15 protein-coding genes are annotated in these 19,642 nt (G+C 72.8%); 11 read left to right on the forward strand and 4 right to left on the reverse strand.

Features of this window, described 5'->3' with window-relative positions:
• Window positions 1–391 precede the first annotated feature (391 nt).
• From BX285_RS23900 to BX285_RS23925, 6 genes are all read left to right on the forward strand, one after another.
• Window positions 392–2,503 carry a type IIA DNA topoisomerase subunit B gene (locus BX285_RS23900; RefSeq protein WP_097236006.1) on the forward strand — a complete coding sequence of 704 codons (2,112 nt, stop codon included), beginning with the start codon at window positions 392–394 and terminating at the stop codon, window positions 2,501–2,503.
• A 195-nt stretch (window positions 2,504–2,698) separates the two neighbouring features.
• Window positions 2,699–3,184, forward strand: coding sequence for a CcdC protein domain-containing protein (locus BX285_RS23905; protein WP_097236005.1), 486 nt, complete (start codon window positions 2,699–2,701; stop codon window positions 3,182–3,184).
• A gap of 9 nt (window positions 3,185–3,193) precedes the next feature.
• Window positions 3,194–4,390, forward strand: a complete 1,197-nt coding sequence (locus tag BX285_RS23910) for a sensor histidine kinase (RefSeq protein WP_259470756.1) — start codon at window positions 3,194–3,196, stop codon at window positions 4,388–4,390.
• A complete protein-coding gene (locus tag BX285_RS23915) occupies window positions 4,387–5,079 on the forward strand; it encodes a response regulator transcription factor (RefSeq protein WP_097236003.1) in 693 nt (230 codons plus the stop codon). The genes BX285_RS23910 and BX285_RS23915 overlap by 4 nt, the downstream gene beginning before the upstream one ends.
• A 127-nt stretch (window positions 5,080–5,206) precedes the next feature.
• Window positions 5,207–5,815 carry a DUF485 domain-containing protein gene (locus BX285_RS23920; RefSeq protein ID WP_259470757.1) on the forward strand — a complete coding sequence of 203 codons (609 nt, stop codon included), beginning with the start codon at window positions 5,207–5,209 and terminating at the stop codon, window positions 5,813–5,815.
• Entirely contained in the window at window positions 5,812–7,542 is a 1,731-nt protein-coding gene (locus BX285_RS23925; RefSeq protein ID WP_257032384.1) for a cation acetate symporter, read from the forward strand. The genes BX285_RS23920 and BX285_RS23925 overlap by 4 nt, the downstream gene beginning before the upstream one ends.
• Before the next feature lie 78 nt (window positions 7,543–7,620).
• Here the strand turns inward: BX285_RS23925 and BX285_RS23930 are convergent, their stop codons facing one another.
• Together BX285_RS23930 and BX285_RS23935 are read right to left on the reverse strand one after the other, a co-directional pair.
• A complete protein-coding gene (locus BX285_RS23930) occupies window positions 7,621–8,307 on the reverse strand; it encodes a response regulator (RefSeq protein WP_121177976.1) in 687 nt (228 codons plus the stop codon).
• Window positions 8,307–9,914, reverse strand: coding sequence for a sensor histidine kinase (locus BX285_RS23935; protein ID WP_097236000.1), 1,608 nt, complete (start codon window positions 9,912–9,914; stop codon window positions 8,307–8,309). The genes BX285_RS23930 and BX285_RS23935 overlap by 1 nt, the downstream gene beginning before the upstream one ends.
• Before the next feature lie 274 nt (window positions 9,915–10,188).
• On the opposite strand from BX285_RS23935, the gene BX285_RS23940 reads away from it, so the two are divergent.
• From BX285_RS23940 to BX285_RS23950, 3 genes are read left to right on the forward strand one after another with little or no spacing between them, the layout of a single operon-like run.
• On the forward strand, window positions 10,189–10,998 hold the full coding sequence (locus BX285_RS23940) for an ABC transporter ATP-binding protein (RefSeq protein WP_097235999.1): 810 nt from the start codon (window positions 10,189–10,191) through the stop codon (window positions 10,996–10,998).
• The gene (locus BX285_RS23945) at window positions 10,988–11,869 is read left to right on the forward strand and encodes an ABC transporter permease (protein ID WP_097235998.1); all 882 of its coding nucleotides are present in this window, start codon (window positions 10,988–10,990) and stop codon (window positions 11,867–11,869) included. Before BX285_RS23940 ends, BX285_RS23945 begins: the two co-directional genes overlap by 11 nt.
• A gap of 39 nt (window positions 11,870–11,908) precedes the next feature.
• Entirely contained in the window at window positions 11,909–12,988 is a 1,080-nt protein-coding gene (locus BX285_RS23950; protein WP_097235997.1) for an ABC transporter substrate-binding protein, read from the forward strand.
• Between the two features lie 114 nt (window positions 12,989–13,102).
• On the opposite strand, the gene BX285_RS23955 is transcribed toward BX285_RS23950, so the two are convergent.
• Both BX285_RS23955 and BX285_RS23960 read right to left on the reverse strand, forming a co-directional pair.
• Complete coding sequence (locus tag BX285_RS23955; protein ID WP_097235996.1) at window positions 13,103–14,005, reverse strand: sucrase ferredoxin; 903 nt, start codon at window positions 14,003–14,005, stop codon at window positions 13,103–13,105.
• Window positions 14,006–14,077: 72 nt separating this feature from the next.
• Complete coding sequence (locus BX285_RS23960) at window positions 14,078–16,528, reverse strand: DNA topoisomerase (ATP-hydrolyzing) subunit A (RefSeq protein WP_121177978.1); 2,451 nt, start codon at window positions 16,526–16,528, stop codon at window positions 14,078–14,080.
• A gap of 295 nt (window positions 16,529–16,823) precedes the next feature.
• Here BX285_RS23960 and BX285_RS23965 point away from each other — a divergent pair, with 295 nt between their 5' ends.
• Window positions 16,824–18,161, forward strand: a complete 1,338-nt coding sequence (locus BX285_RS23965; RefSeq protein ID WP_097235994.1) for a pitrilysin family protein — start codon at window positions 16,824–16,826, stop codon at window positions 18,159–18,161.
• 20 nt (window positions 18,162–18,181) lie between these two features.
• On the forward strand, window positions 18,182–19,546 hold the full coding sequence (locus BX285_RS23970; protein WP_097239964.1) for a pitrilysin family protein: 1,365 nt from the start codon (window positions 18,182–18,184) through the stop codon (window positions 19,544–19,546).
• Window positions 19,547–19,642 lie beyond the last annotated feature (96 nt).

The following is a 19,642-nucleotide window of genomic DNA, read 5'->3' on the forward strand; positions in this document are numbered from 1 at the left end:
AATCCCGGGATCCGCCCGTCGCTCGAACGCCCGATCGGGATCGGGTTCGAGGTCCGCGTAGCATAATCCTCTGCCGGGTTGGAGCATAAGCCCCGCCCCGGGCCCCGGTAGCCTGCATCACGGCAGTTCCGGGGCCTGTGCCGGGCCCCACGATCCGCCAGGACCGGTGCTACCGGGAGGAGATGGCGCCCCCGGGGACCGTACCCGGGTGCGGTGCTTGTTCGCGCAGCGCGTACAAGCTGCGAGGGGCCGGTCCGTCGTGCTGCGCACCCCGCGGAGCGGTGCGGGCACGCAGGGCGACGGATGTCGGTGCGGTGTGCTGCACTGGCGTTTGGTCCGGATCCGTCCGGATGTGACCGATGAGACAGAACTTCACCGAGGAGAGTGCCGCGTGAGTGCCGAAACGACCGTGCCGTCCGCGCTGCTGGCCGGCGACGACGGTTCCAACTACACCGCGCGGCACCTGCTCGTCCTGGAGGGCCTGGAGGCCGTCCGCAAGCGCCCCGGCATGTACATCGGCTCGACCGACAGTCGCGGCCTGATGCACTGCCTCTGGGAGATCATCGACAACTCGGTCGACGAGGCGCTGGGCGGCTACTGCGACCGGATCGAGGTCGTGCTGCACCCGGACTCCTCGGTCGAGGTCCGCGACAACGGTCGCGGCATCCCCGTCGACGTCGAGCCGAAGACCGGGCTGTCCGGCGTCGAGGTCGTGATGACCAAGCTGCACGCCGGCGGAAAGTTCGGCGGCGGGTCCTACGCGGCCTCCGGCGGTCTGCACGGCGTCGGCGCCTCGGTCGTCAACGCGCTCTCCGCCCGGCTGGACGTCGAGGTGGACCGCTCCGGCCACACCCACGCGATCAGCTTCCGCCGCGGCACCCCCGGCATCTTCACCGAGGCCAGCCCGGACGCGCCCTTCGAGCCGGCCAACGGCCTGACCAAGGCGCGCAAGGTCCCGAAGACCCGCACCGGCACCCGGATCCGCTACTGGGCCGACCGGCAGATCTTCCTCAAGGACGCCAAGCTCTCCCTGGAACACCTGCACAGCCGCGCCCGGCAGACCGCCTTCCTGGTGCCCGGCCTGACCATCGTCGTGCGTGACGAACGGCTCACCGAGAGCGAGCAGATCGACGAGTCGGTCTTCCGCTACGACGGCGGCATCGCCGAGTTCTGCGAGTTCCTGGCTCCCGACAAGCCGGTCTGCGACGTGCTGCGGCTGCGCGGCGAGGGCACCTTCAAGGAGACCGTGCCGGTCCTGGACGAGCTCGGGCACATGACCCCGACCGAGGTCACCCGCCACCTCGGCGTGGACATCGCGCTGCGCTGGGGCGCCGGCTACGACACCACGCTGCGCTCCTTCGTCAACATCATCGCCACCCCCAAGGGCGGCACCCACGTCACCGGCTTCGAGCGCTCGCTGGCCAAGACCGTCAACGAGGCGCTGCGCGCAGGCAAGCTGCTGCGCGTCGCCGAGGACGACATCACCAAGGACGACGCCACCGAGGGCCTGACCGCGGTGGTCACCGTCCGGCTCGCCGAGCCGCAGTTCGAGGGCCAGACCAAGGAGGTGCTCGGCACCTCGGCGGCCAACCGGATCGTCGCCGCCGTCGTCGCCAAGGAGCTCAAGGCCTTCCTCACCTCGGCCAAGAAGGACGAGAAGCTCCAGGCCCGGGCCGTGCTGGAGAAGGTCGTCGCGGCCGCCCGCACCCGGGTCGCCGCCCGGCAGCACAAGGAGGCCCAGCGCCGCAAGACCGCGCTGGAGACCAGCTCGCTGCCCGCCAAGCTGGCCGACTGCCGCAGCGACGACGTCGACCGCAGCGAACTGTTCATCGTCGAGGGCGACTCCGCGCTCGGCACCGCCAAGCTCGCCCGCAACTCCGAGTTCCAGGCACTGCTGCCGATCCGCGGCAAGATCCTCAACGTGCAGAAGGCCTCGGTGAGCGACATGCTCAAGAACGCCGAGTGCGCCGCGATCATCCAGGTGATAGGGGCCGGTTCGGGCCGCACCTTCGACATCGACCAGGCCCGCTACGGCCGGGTCATCTTCATGGCCGACGCCGATGTCGACGGCTCGCACATCCGCACCCTGCTGCTCACCCTCTTCCACCGCTACATGCGGCCGATGGTCGAGCAGGGCCGGGTGTTCGCCGCCGTGCCGCCGCTGCACCGGATCGAGCTCACCGCCCCCAAGCGCGGCCAGGAGAAGTACCACTACACCTACTCCGACGCCGAACTGCGCTCCACCCTGCTGGAGTTCCAGCGCAAGGGGCAGCGCTGGAAGGAGCCGGTGCAGCGCTACAAGGGCCTCGGCGAGATGGACGCCGACCAGCTGGCCGAGACCACCATGGATCCGCGCCACCGCACGCTGCGCCGGATCAACCTGGGCGACCTGGAGCAGGCCGAGAAGATCTTCGACCTGCTGATGGGCAACGACGTGGCCCCGCGCAAGGAGTTCATCGTCGACTCGGCGGCGACCCTGGACCGCTCGCGCATCGACGCCTGACGCGCCCAGCGCCCGAGGGACGCGCCCAGCGCCAGACGCGCCCGGAACGTCAGGGCCCTCCACCCGTGGGTGGAGGGCCCTCGCGCTGCCGGTTCCACCCGTGGTCCACCCCGGCTCCGATCAGCGGGAACCGCCGGATCCGTAGCGTCGGAGAGGTCAGCAACAAGCCCCTCTCCTCGGGACGGAGCAACTCCCATGGGTGCCGTAGCCAACCTCCTCGTGATCGTCGCGGTGGTGGTCCTGGTGGTCCAGCGCCAGATGCGCGTCCAGCGCCTGGACACCGAGCGCCGCTTCTGGCTGCTGCCGCTGGTCCTGGGCGCGCTCGCGCTGCGCGACCCGCAGATCATCGACCACCGGCACACCGTGCTGTCGGTCGCCCTGCTCGCCGTCGGACTGGTCACCGTGCTCGCGATGGGAACGGTCTGGGGTTGGACCGTCCGGCTCTGGCGGGACGCCGACGGCAGCATCCTCGCCAAGGGCACCAAGGCCACCATGGCCGCCTGGGGCGGGATGATCGCCATCCGGATCGGCCTGTACGCGCTGGGCTCGGCCCTGGGCGTCCACCAGGCGGGCAGCTCGCTGATGCTCGGCATGGCGGTCCTGCTGCTGGTCCGCTCGCTCGTGGTGAACTGGAGGGCCCGGACGCTGGAGCCCGCGCAGGCGACCGCCGTACTGCACTGATCCGCCGCCGTGAGCACCGAGGAGGCACCCGTGGCCGGGTGGTACTGGACCCGCTGGCCGTCCCGGGAGGGGCTGGAGCGTGACGCCGAGAGCCGGCCCCGGCGGGTCCTCACCGTGTCCGGCCGGATCGTCCTGCTGGCCGTCGTCGGCTGGGGGACCTTCTCCGACGGGAAGTACACCGGCTGGTCGGCGGCGGCCGCCGCGGCCGGACTGGCCGCGGCCGCCGCACTCTGCGCGGCCTACCTGTGGGCCGGCCGGGAGCAGCGCCCGGTGGTCTCGTACCTGCTGGTCTCCGCCCTGGTCGGCGGCGCCTGGCTGGCGAACTGGGGAAAGGCCTACACGCTCGCCGACTTCCTCTGGATCGGGCTGGCCGTGACGGCCCTGGTCCGGCTGCCGCCCGCGCCCGCGCTGCTCGCCGCGTCGGCCGCGCTGGGCTCGTACACGGCGGCCTCCCCGACCAGCTGGCTGAGCATCGGCGCCACCGTCGGCGGGGTCACGCTGCTCGGCTACCTGTTGCGGTTGGACGTCGAGGCGCGCGGCACCGCGCGCCGACTGCTGGAACAGGAGCGCGCCGCCCGGGCCGCCGAGGCGGAGAGCGCGGCGCTCGCCGAACGGGCCAGGATCGCCCGGGAGATCCACGACGTGCTGGCCCACAGCCTCTCCGCGCAGCTCGTCCACCTGGAGGCGGCCCGGCTGATGCTGGAGGGCGACACGGACCGGGAGCGGATCCGCGAACGGGTCGTCGCCGCCCGGCGGATGGCGCAGGACGGGCTGGCCGAGACCCGGCAGGCGCTGTCCGCGCTGCGCGGCGAGTTCACCACGGTCGGGGACTTCCTGGTCGAGCTGACCGGCCGGGAGCGGGCCGTCCTCACGGTGACCGGCACGCCCCGGCCGCTGACCGCCGAGCCCGGCCTCGCGGTGCGGCGCACCGCGCAGGAGGCGCTGACCAATGTGCGCAAGCACGCGCCCGGCGCCCGCTGCTCCGTCGAACTGCGCTACCTGGAGCGGGTGGTGGAGCTGGAGGTGCGCAACTCCCGCCCGTCGCGCGGCCAGGCGGCCGGTGAGCCGGCGCCGGGGGAGCTGGCGGCCAGCGGCAGCGGGTACGGTCTGCTGGGGATGCGCGAGCGCGCGGAACTGCTCGGCGGCACGCTGCTGGCGGGCCCGGAGGACGGAGGGTGGCGCGTGCTGCTGCGGGTGCCGGCATGACGGATGCGGTCACCAGGGTGCTGGTGGCGGACGACCAGACGGTGGTGCGCGAGGGCATCGTGATGCTGCTGGGGCTGCTGCCCGGCATCGAGGTGGTCGGCGCGGCGGGGGACGGGGAGGAGGCCGTTGCCCTGGTGGAGCGTCATCACCCGGACGTGGTGCTGATGGACCTGCGGATGCCGCGCTGCGACGGCGTCGAGGCCACCCGGCGGATCCGGGCGGCGCACCCGGAGACCGAGGTCGTCGTGCTCACCACCTACGCCGACGACGACTCGCTGTTCCCGGCGCTGCAGGCCGGAGCGCGCGGCTACCTCACCAAGGACGCCGGGGCCGAGGAGATCGCCAGGGCCATCGCGGACGTGCGCGCGGGCGCGGCCGGGCTCTCCCCGCAGGTCCAACTCCGTTTGCTGGAAAGGCTGTCGGAGCAGCCGGGCCGGGCCGAGTCGACGGCCGGGCAGCCTGCCGCCCGGCCGGGGGAGCTGCCCGACGGGCTGACCGCCCGGGAGGCCGAGGTGCTCGCGCTGATCGCCGAGGGGCTGTCCAACGCCGAGATCGCCCAACGGCTGTTCGTCAGCCAGGCGACGGTGAAGACCCACATCAACAATCTGTTCGCCAAGACCGCGGTGCGGGACCGGGCGCAGGCGGTCGCATACGCCTTCCGGCACGGAATCACCGGTACGCAGCAGTAGTCGGATGGGCGTCCGTCAGATGATCGACCACCTCATCGAGTGAAGGTATCTGCGATGGTCGGGGACGGTGTCCGGTGGCCTCCATGATGGTTCGGGTCAGAACGCCCGGCCCGGCCCAGGAGCAGCAGTGCCACAGCAGCAGACCAGCAGTCCCGGACAGGGGCAGCGATTCGACTGGTGGGCCGCTCCGGCCGCCGCCACTGCGTCCGAGCCGGCTGCCGCGCCCCGTCGAACGGCGGTGCCGGTCCAGCCGGTGCCCACCCGTACGGCCGCCGCCCAGCCGATCACCGTCTCCGAGCCGATCACCGTCTCCGAGCCGGCGCCCGCACCGGCCGCCGCGGTGCCGCCCGCACCCGGGGCGGGGCCCGCGCCGGTCGCCGCGCCCGTCGTGCCGCAGCAGCCGTCGGCACCGGCGACCGTCGACAGCACCGAGGTGTACCGGGCCGTCCAGGCGAGTGCGGCCTTCCAGGCCATCCGCCACAGCTACCGCTCGTTCGCCTTCCCGGTCGCCGGCCTCTTCCTCGGCTGGTACCTGCTGTACGTGGCCGCCCAGGCCGCCGCCCCCGGGCTGATGCGCACCCCGGTCGCCGGACCGCTCAACGTGGCCTGGCTGCTCGGCCTCTCGCAGTTCGTCACCACCTTCCTGCTCACCTGGCTCTACGCCCGCAACGCCCGGACCAAGCGCGACCGCGCCGCCCTGGGCCTGCGCTGGGACACCCAGGACCAGCTGCGATGACGACCACGATGACGACCGCCACCCCGCCCCCCGTCGCCCCCGCCGGCGACCACCACTCGCTCGCGATCGTGCTGTTCGCCGTCATCGTCCTGGTCACCCTGGGCGTCACCCTCTGGGTCGGCCGCCAGGGCAACGCCGCCGAGGACTTCTACGCCGGCGGCCGCGACTTCACCCCGCTGCAGAACGGCTTCGCGCTCTCCGGCGACTACCTCTCCGCCGCCTCCTTCCTCGGCGTCGCCGGGCTGATCGCCCTGTACGGCTACGACGGCGTGCTCTACAGCATCGGCTTCCTGGTCGCCTGGCTGGTGGTGCTGATGCTGGTCGCCGAACTCGTCCGCAACGCCGGCCGGTACACCCTCGCCGACGTGCTCGCGCTGCGGCTGCGCCGCCGCAAGGTGCGGGCCGCAGCCGGCGGCGCCAGCGTCGTCGTCACCCTGCTCTACCTGGTCGCCCAGATGGTCGGCGCCGGCTCGCTGGTCGCCCTGCTGCTCGGCACGAACAGCCCGCACGCCCGCACCTGGACGATCATCGCGGTCGGCGCCCTGATGATCGTCTACGTGACGATCGGCGGGATGCGGGCCACCACCTGGATCCAGATCATCAAGGCCGTCCTGCTGGTCACCGGCTCGGTGCTGCTGACCGTACTGCTGCTGGTCCACTTCCACGGCGACCTCGGCGAGCTGATGCGCCAGGCCGCGCAGCACAGCGGCGCCGGGCACCGCTACCTCGAACCCGGGCTCAAGTACGGCGCCGGCTTCACCAGTCGGCTGGACTTCTTCAGCCTCGGCCTCGCCCTGGTGCTCGGCACCGCCGGCCTGCCGCACATCCTGTCCCGCTTCTACACCGTGCCCACCGCGCGGGCCGCCCGCCGCTCCACGATGTGGGCGATCGGCCTGGTCGGCGGCTTCTACCTGATGGCCATCGCCCTCGGCCTCGGCGCCACCGCGCTGGTCGGCTCGGCCGAGGTGCGGCACGCCAACCCGGCCGGGAACACCGCCGTCCCGCTGCTCGCCCTGGTGCTCGGCGGCGGCAACGGCAGCACCGGCGGAGTGGTGCTGTTCGCGCTGATCTCGGCGATCGCCTTCGCCACCATCCTCGCCGTGGTCGCCGGGCTCACCCTGGCCTCCTCGGCGGCCTTCGCCCACGACATCTGGGCCGGCGCCTGGCGCAACCGGCCGCGGCGGGAGCGGACACCGTCATGGCGCGGCCGGCTGCGCCGCCGACCGACCGAGGCGCTGCCGGCAGCCCGCTCGGCGGACGAACCCGGGCTCGGGAGCAGCGAGCAGCAGGAGGTCGTCGTGGCCCGGATCGCCGCCGTCGGGATCGGCGCGGCCGCGATCGTGATCAGCCTCTACGCCCAGCAGCTGAACGTGGCCTTCCTGGTCGGCCTGGCCTTCGCCGTCGCCGCTTCCGCCAACCTGCCCGTCCTGCTCTACACCCTGTTCTGGTCGCGGTTCACCGCCCGCGGCGCGGTCTGGTCGGTGTACGGCGGGCTGGTCCCGGCGATGGTGCTGGTGCTGTTCTCGCCGGTGGTCTCCGGCTCCAAGGTGGCGCTCTTCCCCGGCGTCGACTTCCACTGGTTCCCGCTGGAGAACCCCGGCATCATCTCCATCCCGCTCGGCTTCCTGGCGGGCTGGATCGGGACGATCACCTCGCCCGAGCCCGCCGACGCGGACCGCTTCGCCGAGCTGGAGGTGCGTGCCCTCACCGGTGCGGGCGCGGCCTGAGCCGTCGCGTCCCGGGGAACCCCGGCGGTCCTGGGGCCGCCGGGGTTCCCCCGCGTTCGCAGCCGGGGTGCCCGGGTGTCAGCGCCGGGCCGCCAGCCCGTAGCGGTGCTCGGGCCGGCCGGTGTCCCCGTAGCGCAGGGTCAGCCGCAGCCGGCTGTCGCGCTCCAGCTGCTTGAGGTAGCGCTGCGCCGTGGAGCGGCTCAGCCCGGTGGCATCGGCGACCTCCTGGGCGGACAGCGGCCGGCCGGCCCGTCGCAGGACGCCCATCACCAGGTCGGTGGTCGGCGCCGAGTGGCCCTTGGGCAGGGCCCCGGCCGGGGCGCCGGCGCTGCGCAGGGTGGCGAAGAGCCGGTCCACCTCGTCCTGGCCGGCCTCCCGGGCGGGGGCGGCCAGTGCGTGCCGCAGCTGCGCGTACGCCACCAGCTTCTCCCGCAGCCCGGCGAAGGTGAACGGCTTGACCAGGTACTGCAGCGCGCCGTGCTGCATGGCGGCGTGCACCGTCGACACGTCCCGGGCGGCCGTCACCATCATCACGTCGCAGGCCACCTGGCGGTCCCGGAGCCGGCGCACCAGCGCCAGGCCGGTCTCGTCCGGCAGGTGGTGGTCGAGCAGCAGCAGGTCCACCGGGCGGCGCTCCAGCGAGGCCAGTGCCTCCCCGGCCGAGTGCGCGGTGCCGGTGACCCGGAAGCCGGGCACCTTGGCCACGTAGGCGGCGTGCACGTCCGCGACCCGGAAGTCGTCGTCCACCACGAGTACGTCGATCATCACGCCTCCACGAGCCGGTCGGTGAGCAGGGCCTCGGGCAGCTCGACCGTGAACCGGGCGCCGCCGAGCGGTCCGGTGTCGAGCACGATCCGGCCGCCGGTCCGCTCGACCAGGCGCCGCACCATCGCCAGCCCGAGCCCGCGCGGACGGTGCGCGGGCGCCTCCTTGCTGGTCCACCCCTCCTCGAAGACCTGCTCGCGCAGCACCTCCGGTACGCCAGGGCCGCTGTCCGCGACCTGCAGCAGCAGGGTCGAGCCGGACGCCGCCAGGCTCACCTCCACCCGGCCGCTCCCACCCGGCACCACCGCGTCCACCGCGTTGTCGATCAGATTGCCGAGCACCGTCACCAGTGCCCGCGGTTCCACCACCGCGTCCGGCAGGTGCGCCGCCGGGGCCAGCGCCAGCCGGACCCCGCGCTCGCCCGCCACCGCCGTCTTGCCCGCCAACAGCGCCGCGACGTGCGGATCCTGCACCTGCTCGGCGATCCGCGCGGCGACCACGGCGTGCGAGCCGGACTGCTCCGAGATGAACGCCACCGCCTGCTCGTGGCGGCCCAGCTCCAGCAGGCCCAGCAGGGTGTGCATCCGGTTGGCGTGCTCGTGGTCCTGGGCCCGCAGCGCCTCGGTCAGGCTGCGGGTGGTGTCCAGCTCGCGGACCAGCGACTCCAGCTCGGTGCGGTCGCGCAACGTCACCACCGCGCCGCCCTCGGGTCCGTCCGAGGCCGTGGCCATCCGGTTCACCACCAGCACCCGGTCGTCCCGGACGGCCGGCAGGTCGGTGCCGGTGATCCGGCCGGTCAGGACGTCGGCCAGCCGGCCCGGCGGCAGCACCGCGCCGATCGGGCGGCCGGTGCAGTCCTCGGGCAGGCCGAGCAATCGCAGCGCCTCGTCGTTGGCCAGCCGGATCCGGCCGTGCTCGTCCAGCGCCACCATGCCCTCGCGGATTCCGTGCAGCATCGCCTCCCGCTCCACCAGCAGCGCGGAGATGTCGGCCAGCGCGATGTTGTGGGTGCGGCGCTTGAGCCGGCGGGCCAGGGCGAGGGTGGCGACCGTACCGGCGGCCAGGCCGGCGCCGGCGCACAGCAGGATCCCGGTGAGCATCTTGAGCAGCCGGCGGCGGATCGAGTCGTCGCTGATGCCCACCGACACCTCGCCGACGATCCGGCCGTCCGCCATCCGCAGCGGCACCTTGCCGCGCGCGGTGCGGCCCAGGGTGCCCTGCTGGATCGCGGTGACGCTGCGGCCGGCCAGGGCCGGCTCGGGGTCGGTGCTGACCCGGTGGCCGATCCGGCCCGGGTCGGTGTGCGAGAGCCGGATCCCGTCCACGTCGGTGACCACGACGAAGCTTGCGCCGGTGGCCACGCGGATCTGCTCGGCGTTGCGCTGCGCGGTCACCGTGTCGCGGGAGGCGGCGGCCCGGGCGATGGTCTCGTCGGTCGCGGTGGCCTGGGCGATCGACAGCGCCCGCTGCATCGCGTCGTGGTCCAGTTCGCTGCTGACCGGGGCCAGGAACAGCCCGGCGGTCACGGCGGTGACACCGACGGTGACGACGGTCTGGCTCAGCAGCAGCTGGGCGAAGACCCGGCGGGGCCAGTGGGGGAGCTTCAACCGGGCCTCCTCTCGGCGGCTGCGGGCGGTTCCGCGGGCGGTTCCGCGGGCGGTTCCGTACGGGGGTGTTCTCGGGCGGGGGCGTTCTCGGGTGGGGGTCGGGACACCCTACGTTTCCGGCGTGTTTCTGTCAGCCGCGTCCCCGCAGTTGTAGCGCAAGCAAAACGAGCAGAACACCCCTCAAAGCGGAGAAGTCGCACTACGCGGAGAAGGCTCCCGCCGGAGCCGGGCCCGCTCCTACCTTTCCGGGGCAAGCACAGACCCGGGAGGATGAATGAGCAAGTCCCCGGCGATCGAGTTGACCGGCGCGACCAAACGGTTCCGCACCCCCTCGGGGGCCCTGCACACCGCCGTCCGTGATCTCGATCTGACCGTCGCCCAAGGCGAGTTCGTCGCCGTCGTCGGCCCCACCGGCTGCGGCAAGTCCACCACGCTGACCCTGGTCAGCGGCCTGGAGGAGCCCACCGAGGGCGAGGTCCGGGTGTACGGGGAGTCCGTCCGCGGGATCAACCCCCAGGTCGGGTTCGTCTTCCAGCAGGACGCCGTCTTCCCCTGGCGCACCGTCCTGTCCAACGTCATGGCCGGCCCCCGCTTCCGCGGCGTGCCCGCCGCCGAGGCCAAGGAGCGGGCCCGGGACTGGCTCGGCCGGGTCGGCCTCGGCGCCTTCGAGGACCGCTACCCGCACCAGCTGTCCGGCGGCATGCGCAAGCGCGTGGCGCTCGCCCAGACCTTCGTCAACGACCCGGCGATCCTGCTGATGGACGAACCGTTCTCGGCGCTGGACGTGCAGACCCGCGCCCTCATGTCGGACCAGCTGCTGGAGCTGTGGGCCGGGACGGGCTCCTCGGTCGTCTTCGTCACCCACGACCTCGACGAGGCCATCGCGCTCGCCGACCGGGTCGTCGTCATGACGGCAGGACCGGCCACCGTCAAGGAGATCTTCACCGTCGACCTGCCGCGGCCGCGCACCGTGGAGGCCGTCCGGCTGGAACCGAGGTTCGTCGAGCTGTACCGCGAGATCTGGGCCTCGCTCGGCGAAGAGGTGCGCATCACCCGGGAGAGAGGAGCGGGTCGTGCCGCTTGAGACCGCGTCCGAGACCGCGTCGGCCGTCACCGGGCAGCCCCCGGCCGTCACCACGAGAACCGAGGCCCGCGAACGGGCCGCCCGCAACCGGAAGTTGGGTGTGTACGCGGCCCGGGTCGCGGTCCTGGCCGCCTTCCTCGGGCTCTGGGAGATCTGCGCCCGGACGGACGTCATCGACCCGTTCAACTTCTCGCAGCCGTCGAGGATCTGGGACCAGATCTGGCAGTGGATCACCCACGGCACCGCCCAGGGCTCGCTCGGCGAGCAGATCGGCTACACCCTCTACGAGGCCCTCACCGGCTGGGTGATCGGCGTCGTCGGCGGTGTGCTGCTGGGCATCGCGCTCGGCCGGATCCGCTTCCTGGCCGAGGTGTTCGGACCGTACATCAAGGTGCTCAACGCCATCCCGCGCATCGTGCTGGCGCCGATCTTCCTGATCTGGTTCGGCCTCGGCCCGGCCTCCAAGGTGGCCTCCGCCGTGGTGCTGGTGTTCTTCCCGGTGTTCTTCAACGCCTTCCAGGGCGCCCGCGAGGTGGACCGCAACCTCGTCGCCAACGCCCGCATCCTGGGCGCCGACAACCGCAAGGTCACCCTCCAGGTGGTCATCCCCGCCGCCACCACCTGGATCTTCACCAGCCTGCACGTCAGCTTCGGCTTCGCGCTGATCGGCGCCATCGTCGGCGAGTACATCGGCGCCACCAAGGGCCTCGGCCTGCTCGTCGCGGCCGCCCAGGGCACCTTCAACGCGGCCGGCGTGTACGCCGCCATGACCATCCTCGCCGTCGTCGCACTGTTCACCGAGGGGCTGCTGACCTTCGCCGAGAAGAAGCTGTTCCGCTGGAAGCCCGCCGACGCGGGCGACGGCCGCTGACCCACCCCTGCCGGTAAGAAGAGAGAGGCACCCCCACCCATGCGCCCCCACTCGACTGGCAGAGTTGCTGCCACCGCCCTCGCCGCCGCCCTGCTCCTCCCGCTCTCCGCCTGCGCCAACGACGCCGCCACCGCCGGCCACGGCGCGGTCGCCGCCCCGGCCGGGCAGCAGGTCGACGGGCCCAAAGTCAAGATCATGGTCGGCGGCCTGGACAAGGTCATCTACCTGCCCGCGATGCTCACCCAGCGGCTCGGCTTCTTCGCCGAAGCCGGCGTCAACGTCGAGCTGATGACCGAGCCCGCCGGCGTCAACGCCACCACCGCGCTGCTCGCCGGGGACGTCCAGGGCGCGGTCGGCTTCTACGACCACACCATCGACCTGCAGGCCAAGGGCAAGAACGTCGAGTCCGTGGTGCAGTTCTCGCAGGCCCCGGGCGAGGTCGAGATCGTCTCCGCCAAGCAGGCCGACGCCATCAGGTCCGGCGCCGACTTCAAGGGCCGGAAGCTCGGCGTCACCAGCATCGGCTCCTCCACCGACTTCCTCACCAAGTACCTCGCGGTCAAGAACGGCACCGCCGTCAGCGAGTTCAGCCCGATCGCGGTCGGCGCCGGCCAGACCTTCATCGCCGCGCTCCAACAGGGCAGCATCGACGCCGGGATGACCACCGACCCGACCGTCGCCAACGTCCTCGACAAGGGCCTCGGCAAGATCCTCTACGACATGCGCACCCCCGAGGGCTCGCGCCAGGCCCTCGGCGGGCTGTACCCGTCGTCGTCGCTGTACATGAACATCGACTGGGTGGAGAAGAACAAGGACACCACCCAGAAGCTCGCCAACGCCTTCGTGAAGACCCTCAAGTGGATGTCCACGCACACCCCCGAGGAGATCGCCGCGAAGATGCCCGCCGACTACGCGCAGGGCGGGGCCGACCAGTACGCGGCGGCCATCAAGGCGACGCTGCCGATGTTCACCACGGACGGCGTGATGCCGGCCGACGGCCCGAAGACGGTGCTCGCGGTGCTCGCGGCGTTCCACCCGGACGTCAAGGGCAAGGAGGGGTCGATCGACCTGTCGAAGACCTACACCACGGAGTTCGTCGGCAAGGCCGCCACCGGCTGAGCTCAGGCTGAGCAGCGTCCGAGCCGTCGGCTGACCATCAGTCGATCCCCGGGCCGCCGACTCCCCGGCCGCCGCGGTCCCGCGCCCACCCCCACGGGCGCGGGCCCGCTGCGTTCAGACCCCTCGTACGGACAGCACGTCCATCCGCGACGGCGTCCCCGCCGCCTTGCCGCAGCTCTCCGGACGCGGCGGCTCGCTCACCGACTCGATCACGTCCACCTCCCAGGCCCGGCCGTCCCGGTGCAGCACCCCTACCAGCCAACGGCCCTCGCCGTCCGGCCGCTGGGTGAGCGTCAGCGCGTCCACGCTGGTCTCCCCGGTCGCCAGCCGCACCGCGTGCTCGGCCGCCTGCCCCGGACGGTCCCAGCCCGAGCAGCCCCGCGACCACTCCGGCACCATGTGCCCGGCCGCCGTCGCCGCCAGCACCTCCTTGGCCGTCTCCGCCGTCAGCCGCCCGTACGCGTAGCCGTACGGCAGCACCAGCATCGTGGGGGAGAAGCGGTGCCCGCCCAGGTGGGTCACCTCCCACACCTCGCTGTGCCCGGCCGCCGCCAGCTCCGCCGCGAGGGGGCGGCCCAGCAGCGCGCAGCAGCGGTCCCGCCGCCCGTTGGTGCACACCAGTGCCAGCGGGCCGCCGACGTGCTCCGCGCCGAAACCGGTGTGGTCACCGGCGCCCAGCGCCGCGAAGTCCAGCCCCAGCAGCTCCGCAGGGTCGGCCACCACGGCCCGGCGCACCCAGTCGCGGCCCGGCACCGTGTGCGCCACGACCACCTCGTGCCGCGCCGTCGGCAGGCAGTCCGCGTGCCGTCCGGGGCGCCGGATCAGCGCCACCCGTACGCCTGTGCCCGCTGCGGCCGCCTCCAGCGCCCGCCCGACGGCCGGATCCAGGTGGCTCTCACCCAGGGCCTTCGCGCCCCACGGCCCGGCCTGTTCCACCAGCAGCCAGGTGGTGGCCACCGCCGCCGTCGCTGCCAACGGCTCCGAAAGTTCACGCGACACGGTCGCACAGGTGCTCACTCGGGCAAGGCTACCCTCACCAAAAACCCGGAGGGGGTGCCCCGACGGACACCCCCTCCGGGCAGCGCACCGCTACGCCGGGCCGGCGACCACCGCCACGGGCTTGGTGACCGGGGTGCCCGAGCCGTCGCGACGCGGGTCGCGCTCCGGGAGCTCCACCGGGGAGCCCTTGGCGTCGGCGGCCCGGGCCGGGGCGGCACCCGCCCAGGCGAACGCCAAACCGTCCTCGCCGCGCAGGAAGCGCTGGCAGCGCACACCGCCGGTGGCGCGGCCCTTGCGCGGGTACTGCTCGAACGGGGTGACCTTCCAGCTCGTCTGCTCGCCGCCGGCCAGCGTGCCCGAGGCCGTGGCCACCGAGACGACCACGGCGTCCGCCGCCGGATCCACCGCGGTGAAGGACAGCACCCGCGCGCCGTCCGACAGCTTCACACCCGCCATGCCACCCGCCGGGCGGCCCTGCGGACGCACCTGGCCCGCCGGGTAGCGCAGCAGCTGCGCGTCCGAGGTGATGAAGACCAAGTCCTCCTCGCCGGTGCGCAGTTCGACCGCGCCCACCAGCTCGTCACCGTCCTTGAGGGCGATCACCTCGAACTCGTCCTTGTTCGCCGGCCACTCCGGCACCACCCGCTTCACCACACCCTGCACGGTGCCCAGCGCCAGCCCCGGCGAGGACTCGTCCAGCGTGGTCAGCGCCAGCACCCGCTCCCCGGCCTCCAGCCGCAGGAACTCGCCCACCGCGGCCCCGCCCGCCAGGTTCGGCGACGGCGTCGGCGGCATCGCCGGCAGGTCGATCACCGGCAGCCGCAGCACCCGGCCCGCGGACGTCACCACGCCGATGTCCGCCCGCGCCGTCGCGTGCACCGCCGACACGATCACGTCGTGCTTCGACCGCTTCTCCGACAGCTCGAACGGCTCGCCGTCCGCCGTCCGCGCCAGCAGCCCCGTCGAGGACAGCAGCACCCGGCACGGGTCGTCCGCCACCTCCAGCGGCACCGCCAGCGACGCCGACGGCGCAGCCCCCGCCTCCAGCAGGACCGTCCGCCGCTCCGTCCCGAACTGCTTGGCCACCGCGCCCAGTTCGGACGAGACCACACTGCGCAGCCGGGCGTCCGACTCCAGGATCTCGGTCAGCTCGGCGATCTCCGAGTTGAGCTTCTCCTGCTCCTGCTCCAACTCCACCCGGTCGAACCTGGTCAGCCGCCGCAGCGGGGTGTCCAGGATGTACGCGGTCTGCGTCTCCGACAGCGAGAAGCGCTCCATCAGGCGCTCCTTCGCCTGCTGCGCGTTGTCACTCGACCGGATGATCGAGATGACCTCGTCGATGTCGACCAGCGCCACCAGCAGGCCCTCGACCAGGTGCAGCCGCTCCTGGCGCTTGCGGCGACGGAAGTCGCTGCGCCGGCGCACCACGGTGAAGCGGTGGTCGACGTAGACCTCCAGCAGCTCCTTCAAGCCCAGCGTCAGCGGTTGCCCGTCCACCAGCGCCACGTTGTTGATGCCGAAGGTCTCCTCCATCGGCGTCAACTTGTAGAGCTGCTCCAGCAGCGCCTCCGGCACGAAGCCGTTCTTGACCTCGATCACCAGCCGCAGCCCGTGCTCGCGGTCGGTCAGGTCCTTGACGTCCGCGATGCCCTGCAGCTTCTTCGCGTTGACCAGGTCCTTGATCTTCGAGATGACCTTCTCCGGGCCGACGTTGAACGGCAGCTCGGTGACCACGATGCCCTTGCGGCGGGCCGTCACCGCCTCCACCGTCGTCGTCGCCCGGATCCTGAACGTCCCGCGGCCCGACTCGTACGCGTCCCGGATCCCCGACAGGCCCACGATCCGCCCGCCGGTCGGCAGGTCCGGACCGGGCACGAACCGCATCAGCGTGTCCAGGTCCGCGTTCGGGTGCTTGATCAGGTGCCGGGCTGCCGCCACCACCTCGGACAGGTTGTGCGGCGGCATGTTCGTCGCCATGCCCACCGCGATGCCCGTCGCGCCGTTCACCAGCAGGTTCGGGAACGCGGCCGGCAGCGCCAGCGGCTCCTGCTCGCTGCCGTCGTAGTTCGGGCCGAAGTCGACGGTGTCCTCGTGGATCGACTCCACCATCGCCATCGAGGCCGCCGTCAGCCGCGACTCGGTGTAACGCATCGCCGCCGGCGGGTCGTCGTTGCCCAGCGAACCGAAGTTGCCGTGCCCGTCGATCAGCGGCAGCCGCATCGAGAACGGCTGCGCCATGCGCACCACCGAGTCGTAGATCGACTGGTCGCCGTGCGGGTGCAGCCGGCCCATCACCTCGCCCACCACGCGGGCGCACTTCACGTGCGCGCGGTCCGGGCGGAGGCCCATCTCGTTGGCCTGGTACAGGATCCGGCGGTGCACCGGCTTCAGGCCGTCCCGCGCGTCCGGCAGGGCACGCGAGTAGATCACCGAGTAGGCGTACTCCAGGAAGGAGCCCTGCATCTCGTCCACGACGTCGACGTCGAGGATCCGCTCCTCGAAGTCTCCGGGCGGCGGGGTCTGCGAACTGCGGCGGGCCATCGCGGCGGGGCTCCCTTACGTGTCGCTGGCTGTGTGTCGGGCCGTGTCGGTCGGTCGTCGGCCGATCGTCGAACGGCCACTGCCGTCCTGCGCCGCACCCGTCAACCGGACGCGGCCGACAGGGCACGGCGCCCCCATTGTGGACCCTCGCGCCGACACTGCCGGTCAGCGGCCCTCTTCCGCCCCTGGCGAACGACCCCGTCCGCGCGGACACGAACACGCTCCCCATACGTTGCACCACAATGGGGGACGCCACACGAACCCCCGACATCGACGACGGGAAGGACCCGAGCGCATGGCCAACCCGGCCCCCGCCTCCAGCCGAGGCATCGCCATCACCGAGCACCGCCTGGCCAACGGCCTGCGCGTCGTCCTCTCCGAGGACCACCTCACCCCGGTCGCCGCCGTCTGCCTCTGGTACGACGTGGGCTCCCGCCACGAGGTCAAGGGCCGCACCGGCCTCGCCCACCTCTTCGAGCACCTGATGTTCCAGGGCTCCGCCAACGTCTCCAACAACGGGCACTTCGAACTGGTCCAGGGCGCCGGCGGCTCGCTCAACGGCACCACCAGCTTCGAGCGCACCAACTACTTCGAGACCATGCCCGCCCACCAACTGGAGCTCGCCCTCTGGCTGGAGGCCGACCGGATGGGCTCGCTGCTCGCCGCGCTCGACGAGACCTCCATGGAGAACCAGCGCGACGTCGTCAAGAACGAGCGCCGCCAGCGCTACGACAACGTCCCGTACGGCACCGCCTTCGAGAAGCTCACCGCGCTGTCCTTCCCCGACGGCCACCCGTACCACCACACGCCGATCGGCTCCATGGCCGACCTCGACGCGGCCACCCTGGAGGACGCCCGCGCGTTCTTCCGCACGTACTACGCGCCCAACAACGCCGTCCTGTCCGTCGTGGGCGACATCGACCCCGAGCAGACCATCGCCTGGGTCGAGAAGTACTTCGGCTCCATCCCCGCCCACGACGGCAAGCAGCCCCCGCGCTCCGGCGAACTGCCCGACACCATCGGCCGCGAGATCCGCGAGGAGATCCACGAGGACGTCCCGTCCCGCGCCCTGATGGCCGCCTACCGCCTCCCGCACGACGGCACCCGCGAGGCCGACGCCGCGGACCTCGCCCTCACCATCCTCGGCAGCGGTGAGTCCAGCCGGCTCTACAACCGGCTGGTCCGCCGCGACCGCACCGCCGTCGCCGCCGGCTTCGGCCTGCTGCGCCTGGCCGGCGCCCCCAGCCTCGGCTGGCTCGACGTCAAGACCTCCGGCGACGCCACCCTCGCCCAGATCGAGGCCGCCGTCGACGAGGAACTCGCCCGCTTCGCCGCCGAAGGCCCCACGCCCGAGGAACTCGAACGCGCCCAGGCCCAGATCGAGCGCGAGTGGCTCGACCGGCTCACCACCGTCGCCGGCCGCGCCGACGAACTCTGCCGCTACGCCGTCCTGTTCGGCGACCCCAAGCTGCTCAACGACGCCCTCCCCAAGGTCCTCGACGTCACCGCCGAGGAGGTCCAGGCCGTCGCCAAGGCCCGGCTCCACCCCGACAACCGCGCCGTCCTCGTCTACGAGCCGACCGCCGACGCCGCTTCCGACGCCGCTTCCGAAGAGGAGGGTGCCGCCGTATGAGCACCGACTACGTCCCCGCCATGACCTTCCACCCCCAGCCGCAGCCGGGCACCCCCAGCCCCTGGGCCTTCCCCGCCCCCGAGCGCGCCGCCCTCGGCAACGGCATCACCGTCCTGCACTGCCACCGGCCCGGCCAGCAGCTCGTCGCCGTCGAGGTCCTCCTCGACGCCCCGCTCGCCGCCGAGCCCGAGGGCCTGGACGGCGTCGCCGCGATCCTCGCCCGCGCACTCAACGAGGGCACCGACACCCTCAGCGCGGAGGAGTTCGCCGGCGAGCTGGAGCGCGCCGGCGCCACCCTGGACGCCCACGCCGACCACCCGTGCATCCGGGTCTCCCTGGAGGTCCCGGCCTCCCGACTCCAGCGCGGCCTCTCCCTGCTCGCCGACGCCCTGCGCGCCCCCGCGCTCCCCGAGGCCGAGATCGAGCGCCTGGTCGCCAACCGCCTGGACGAGATCGTCCACGAGCAGGCCAACCCCGCCCGGCGCGCCGCCAAGGCCCTCTACGCCGAGCTCTTCGACGCCGCCGACCGGCTCTCCCGGCCCCGCGCCGGCACCGCCGACACCGTCAAGTCGATCGACCGCACCGCCGTCAAGGCCTTCTACGACGCCCACGTGCACCCCGCGACCAGCACCGTCGTGGTCGTCGGCGACCTCACCGGCGTCGACCTGCCCGCCCTCCTGGAGAGCACCCTCGGCACCTGGAGCGGCCCGGCCGCCGAGCCCTCCCGGCACGCCCCGGTCGCCGGCGACGACCACGGCCGGGTCGTCATCGTTGACCGCCCCGGCTCCGTCCAGACCCAGCTGCTCATCGGCCGGATCGGCCCCGACCGCCACGACCCGGTCTGGGCCGCCCAGACCCTCGGCACCTACTGCCTGGGCGGCACCCTCACCTCCCGCCTGGACCGCGTCCTGCGCGAGGAGAAGGGCTACACCTACGGCGTCCGCTCCTTCGCCCAGCCGCTGCGCTCCGCCGCCGACGGCAGCGGCCGCTCGCTGCTCGCCATCAGCGGTTCCGTGGACACCGCCTCCACCGCGCCGGCACTCGCCGACACCTGGACCATCCTGCGCACCCTCGCCGCCGAGGGCCTCACCGACGCGGAGCGCGACGAGGCCGTGCAGTTCCTGGTCGGCGTCGCCCCGCTGAAGTACGAGACCGCGGGCTCGGTCGCCGGCACCCTGGCCGACCAGGTCGAGCAGTACCTGGCGGACGACTACCAGGCCGAGGTCTACCGGCAGCTCGCCGAACTGCCCACCGCGGCTGCCACCGAGGCCGTCGTGGCGGCCTTCCCGCCGGACCGCCTGGTCACCGTCCTGGTCGGCGACGCCGCCGCGATCGCCGACGACGTGCGGGCGCTCGGCATCGGCGAGGTCACCGTCGTCAGCTGACGTCCGGCTGCCGTTGTCGTCCGGCCCGGTGGAGCACCCGCTCCGCCGGGCCGGACGCGTTTTAAATCCATTGCGGGCCCGGCCGGTTCCGTGGAT

This window comes from Streptomyces sp. 1114.5, assembly GCF_003635085.1.
Lineage (GTDB): Bacteria > Actinomycetota > Actinomycetes > Streptomycetales > Streptomycetaceae > Kitasatospora.

Coding starts and splice junctions, on each gene's coding strand:
- BX285_RS23940 (WP_097235999.1), top strand. CDS start 10,189: ATGAGCAAGTCCCCGGCGATCGAGTTGACCGGCGCGACCAAACGGTTC.
- BX285_RS23930 (WP_121177976.1), bottom strand. CDS start 8,307: ATGATCGACGTACTCGTGGTGGACGACGACTTCCGGGTCGCGGACGTG.
- BX285_RS23965 (WP_097235994.1), top strand. CDS start 16,824: ATGGCCAACCCGGCCCCCGCCTCCAGCCGAGGCATCGCCATCACCGAG.
- BX285_RS23960 (WP_121177978.1), bottom strand. CDS start 16,528: ATGGCCCGCCGCAGTTCGCAGACCCCGCCGCCCGGAGACTTCGAGGAG.
- BX285_RS23915 (WP_097236003.1), top strand. CDS start 4,387: ATGACGGATGCGGTCACCAGGGTGCTGGTGGCGGACGACCAGACGGTG.
- BX285_RS23925 (WP_257032384.1), top strand. CDS start 5,812: ATGACGACCACGATGACGACCGCCACCCCGCCCCCCGTCGCCCCCGCC.
- BX285_RS23950 (WP_097235997.1), top strand. CDS start 11,909: ATGCGCCCCCACTCGACTGGCAGAGTTGCTGCCACCGCCCTCGCCGCC.
- BX285_RS23970 (WP_097239964.1), top strand. CDS start 18,182: ATGACCTTCCACCCCCAGCCGCAGCCGGGCACCCCCAGCCCCTGGGCC.
- BX285_RS23905 (WP_097236005.1), top strand. CDS start 2,699: ATGGGTGCCGTAGCCAACCTCCTCGTGATCGTCGCGGTGGTGGTCCTG.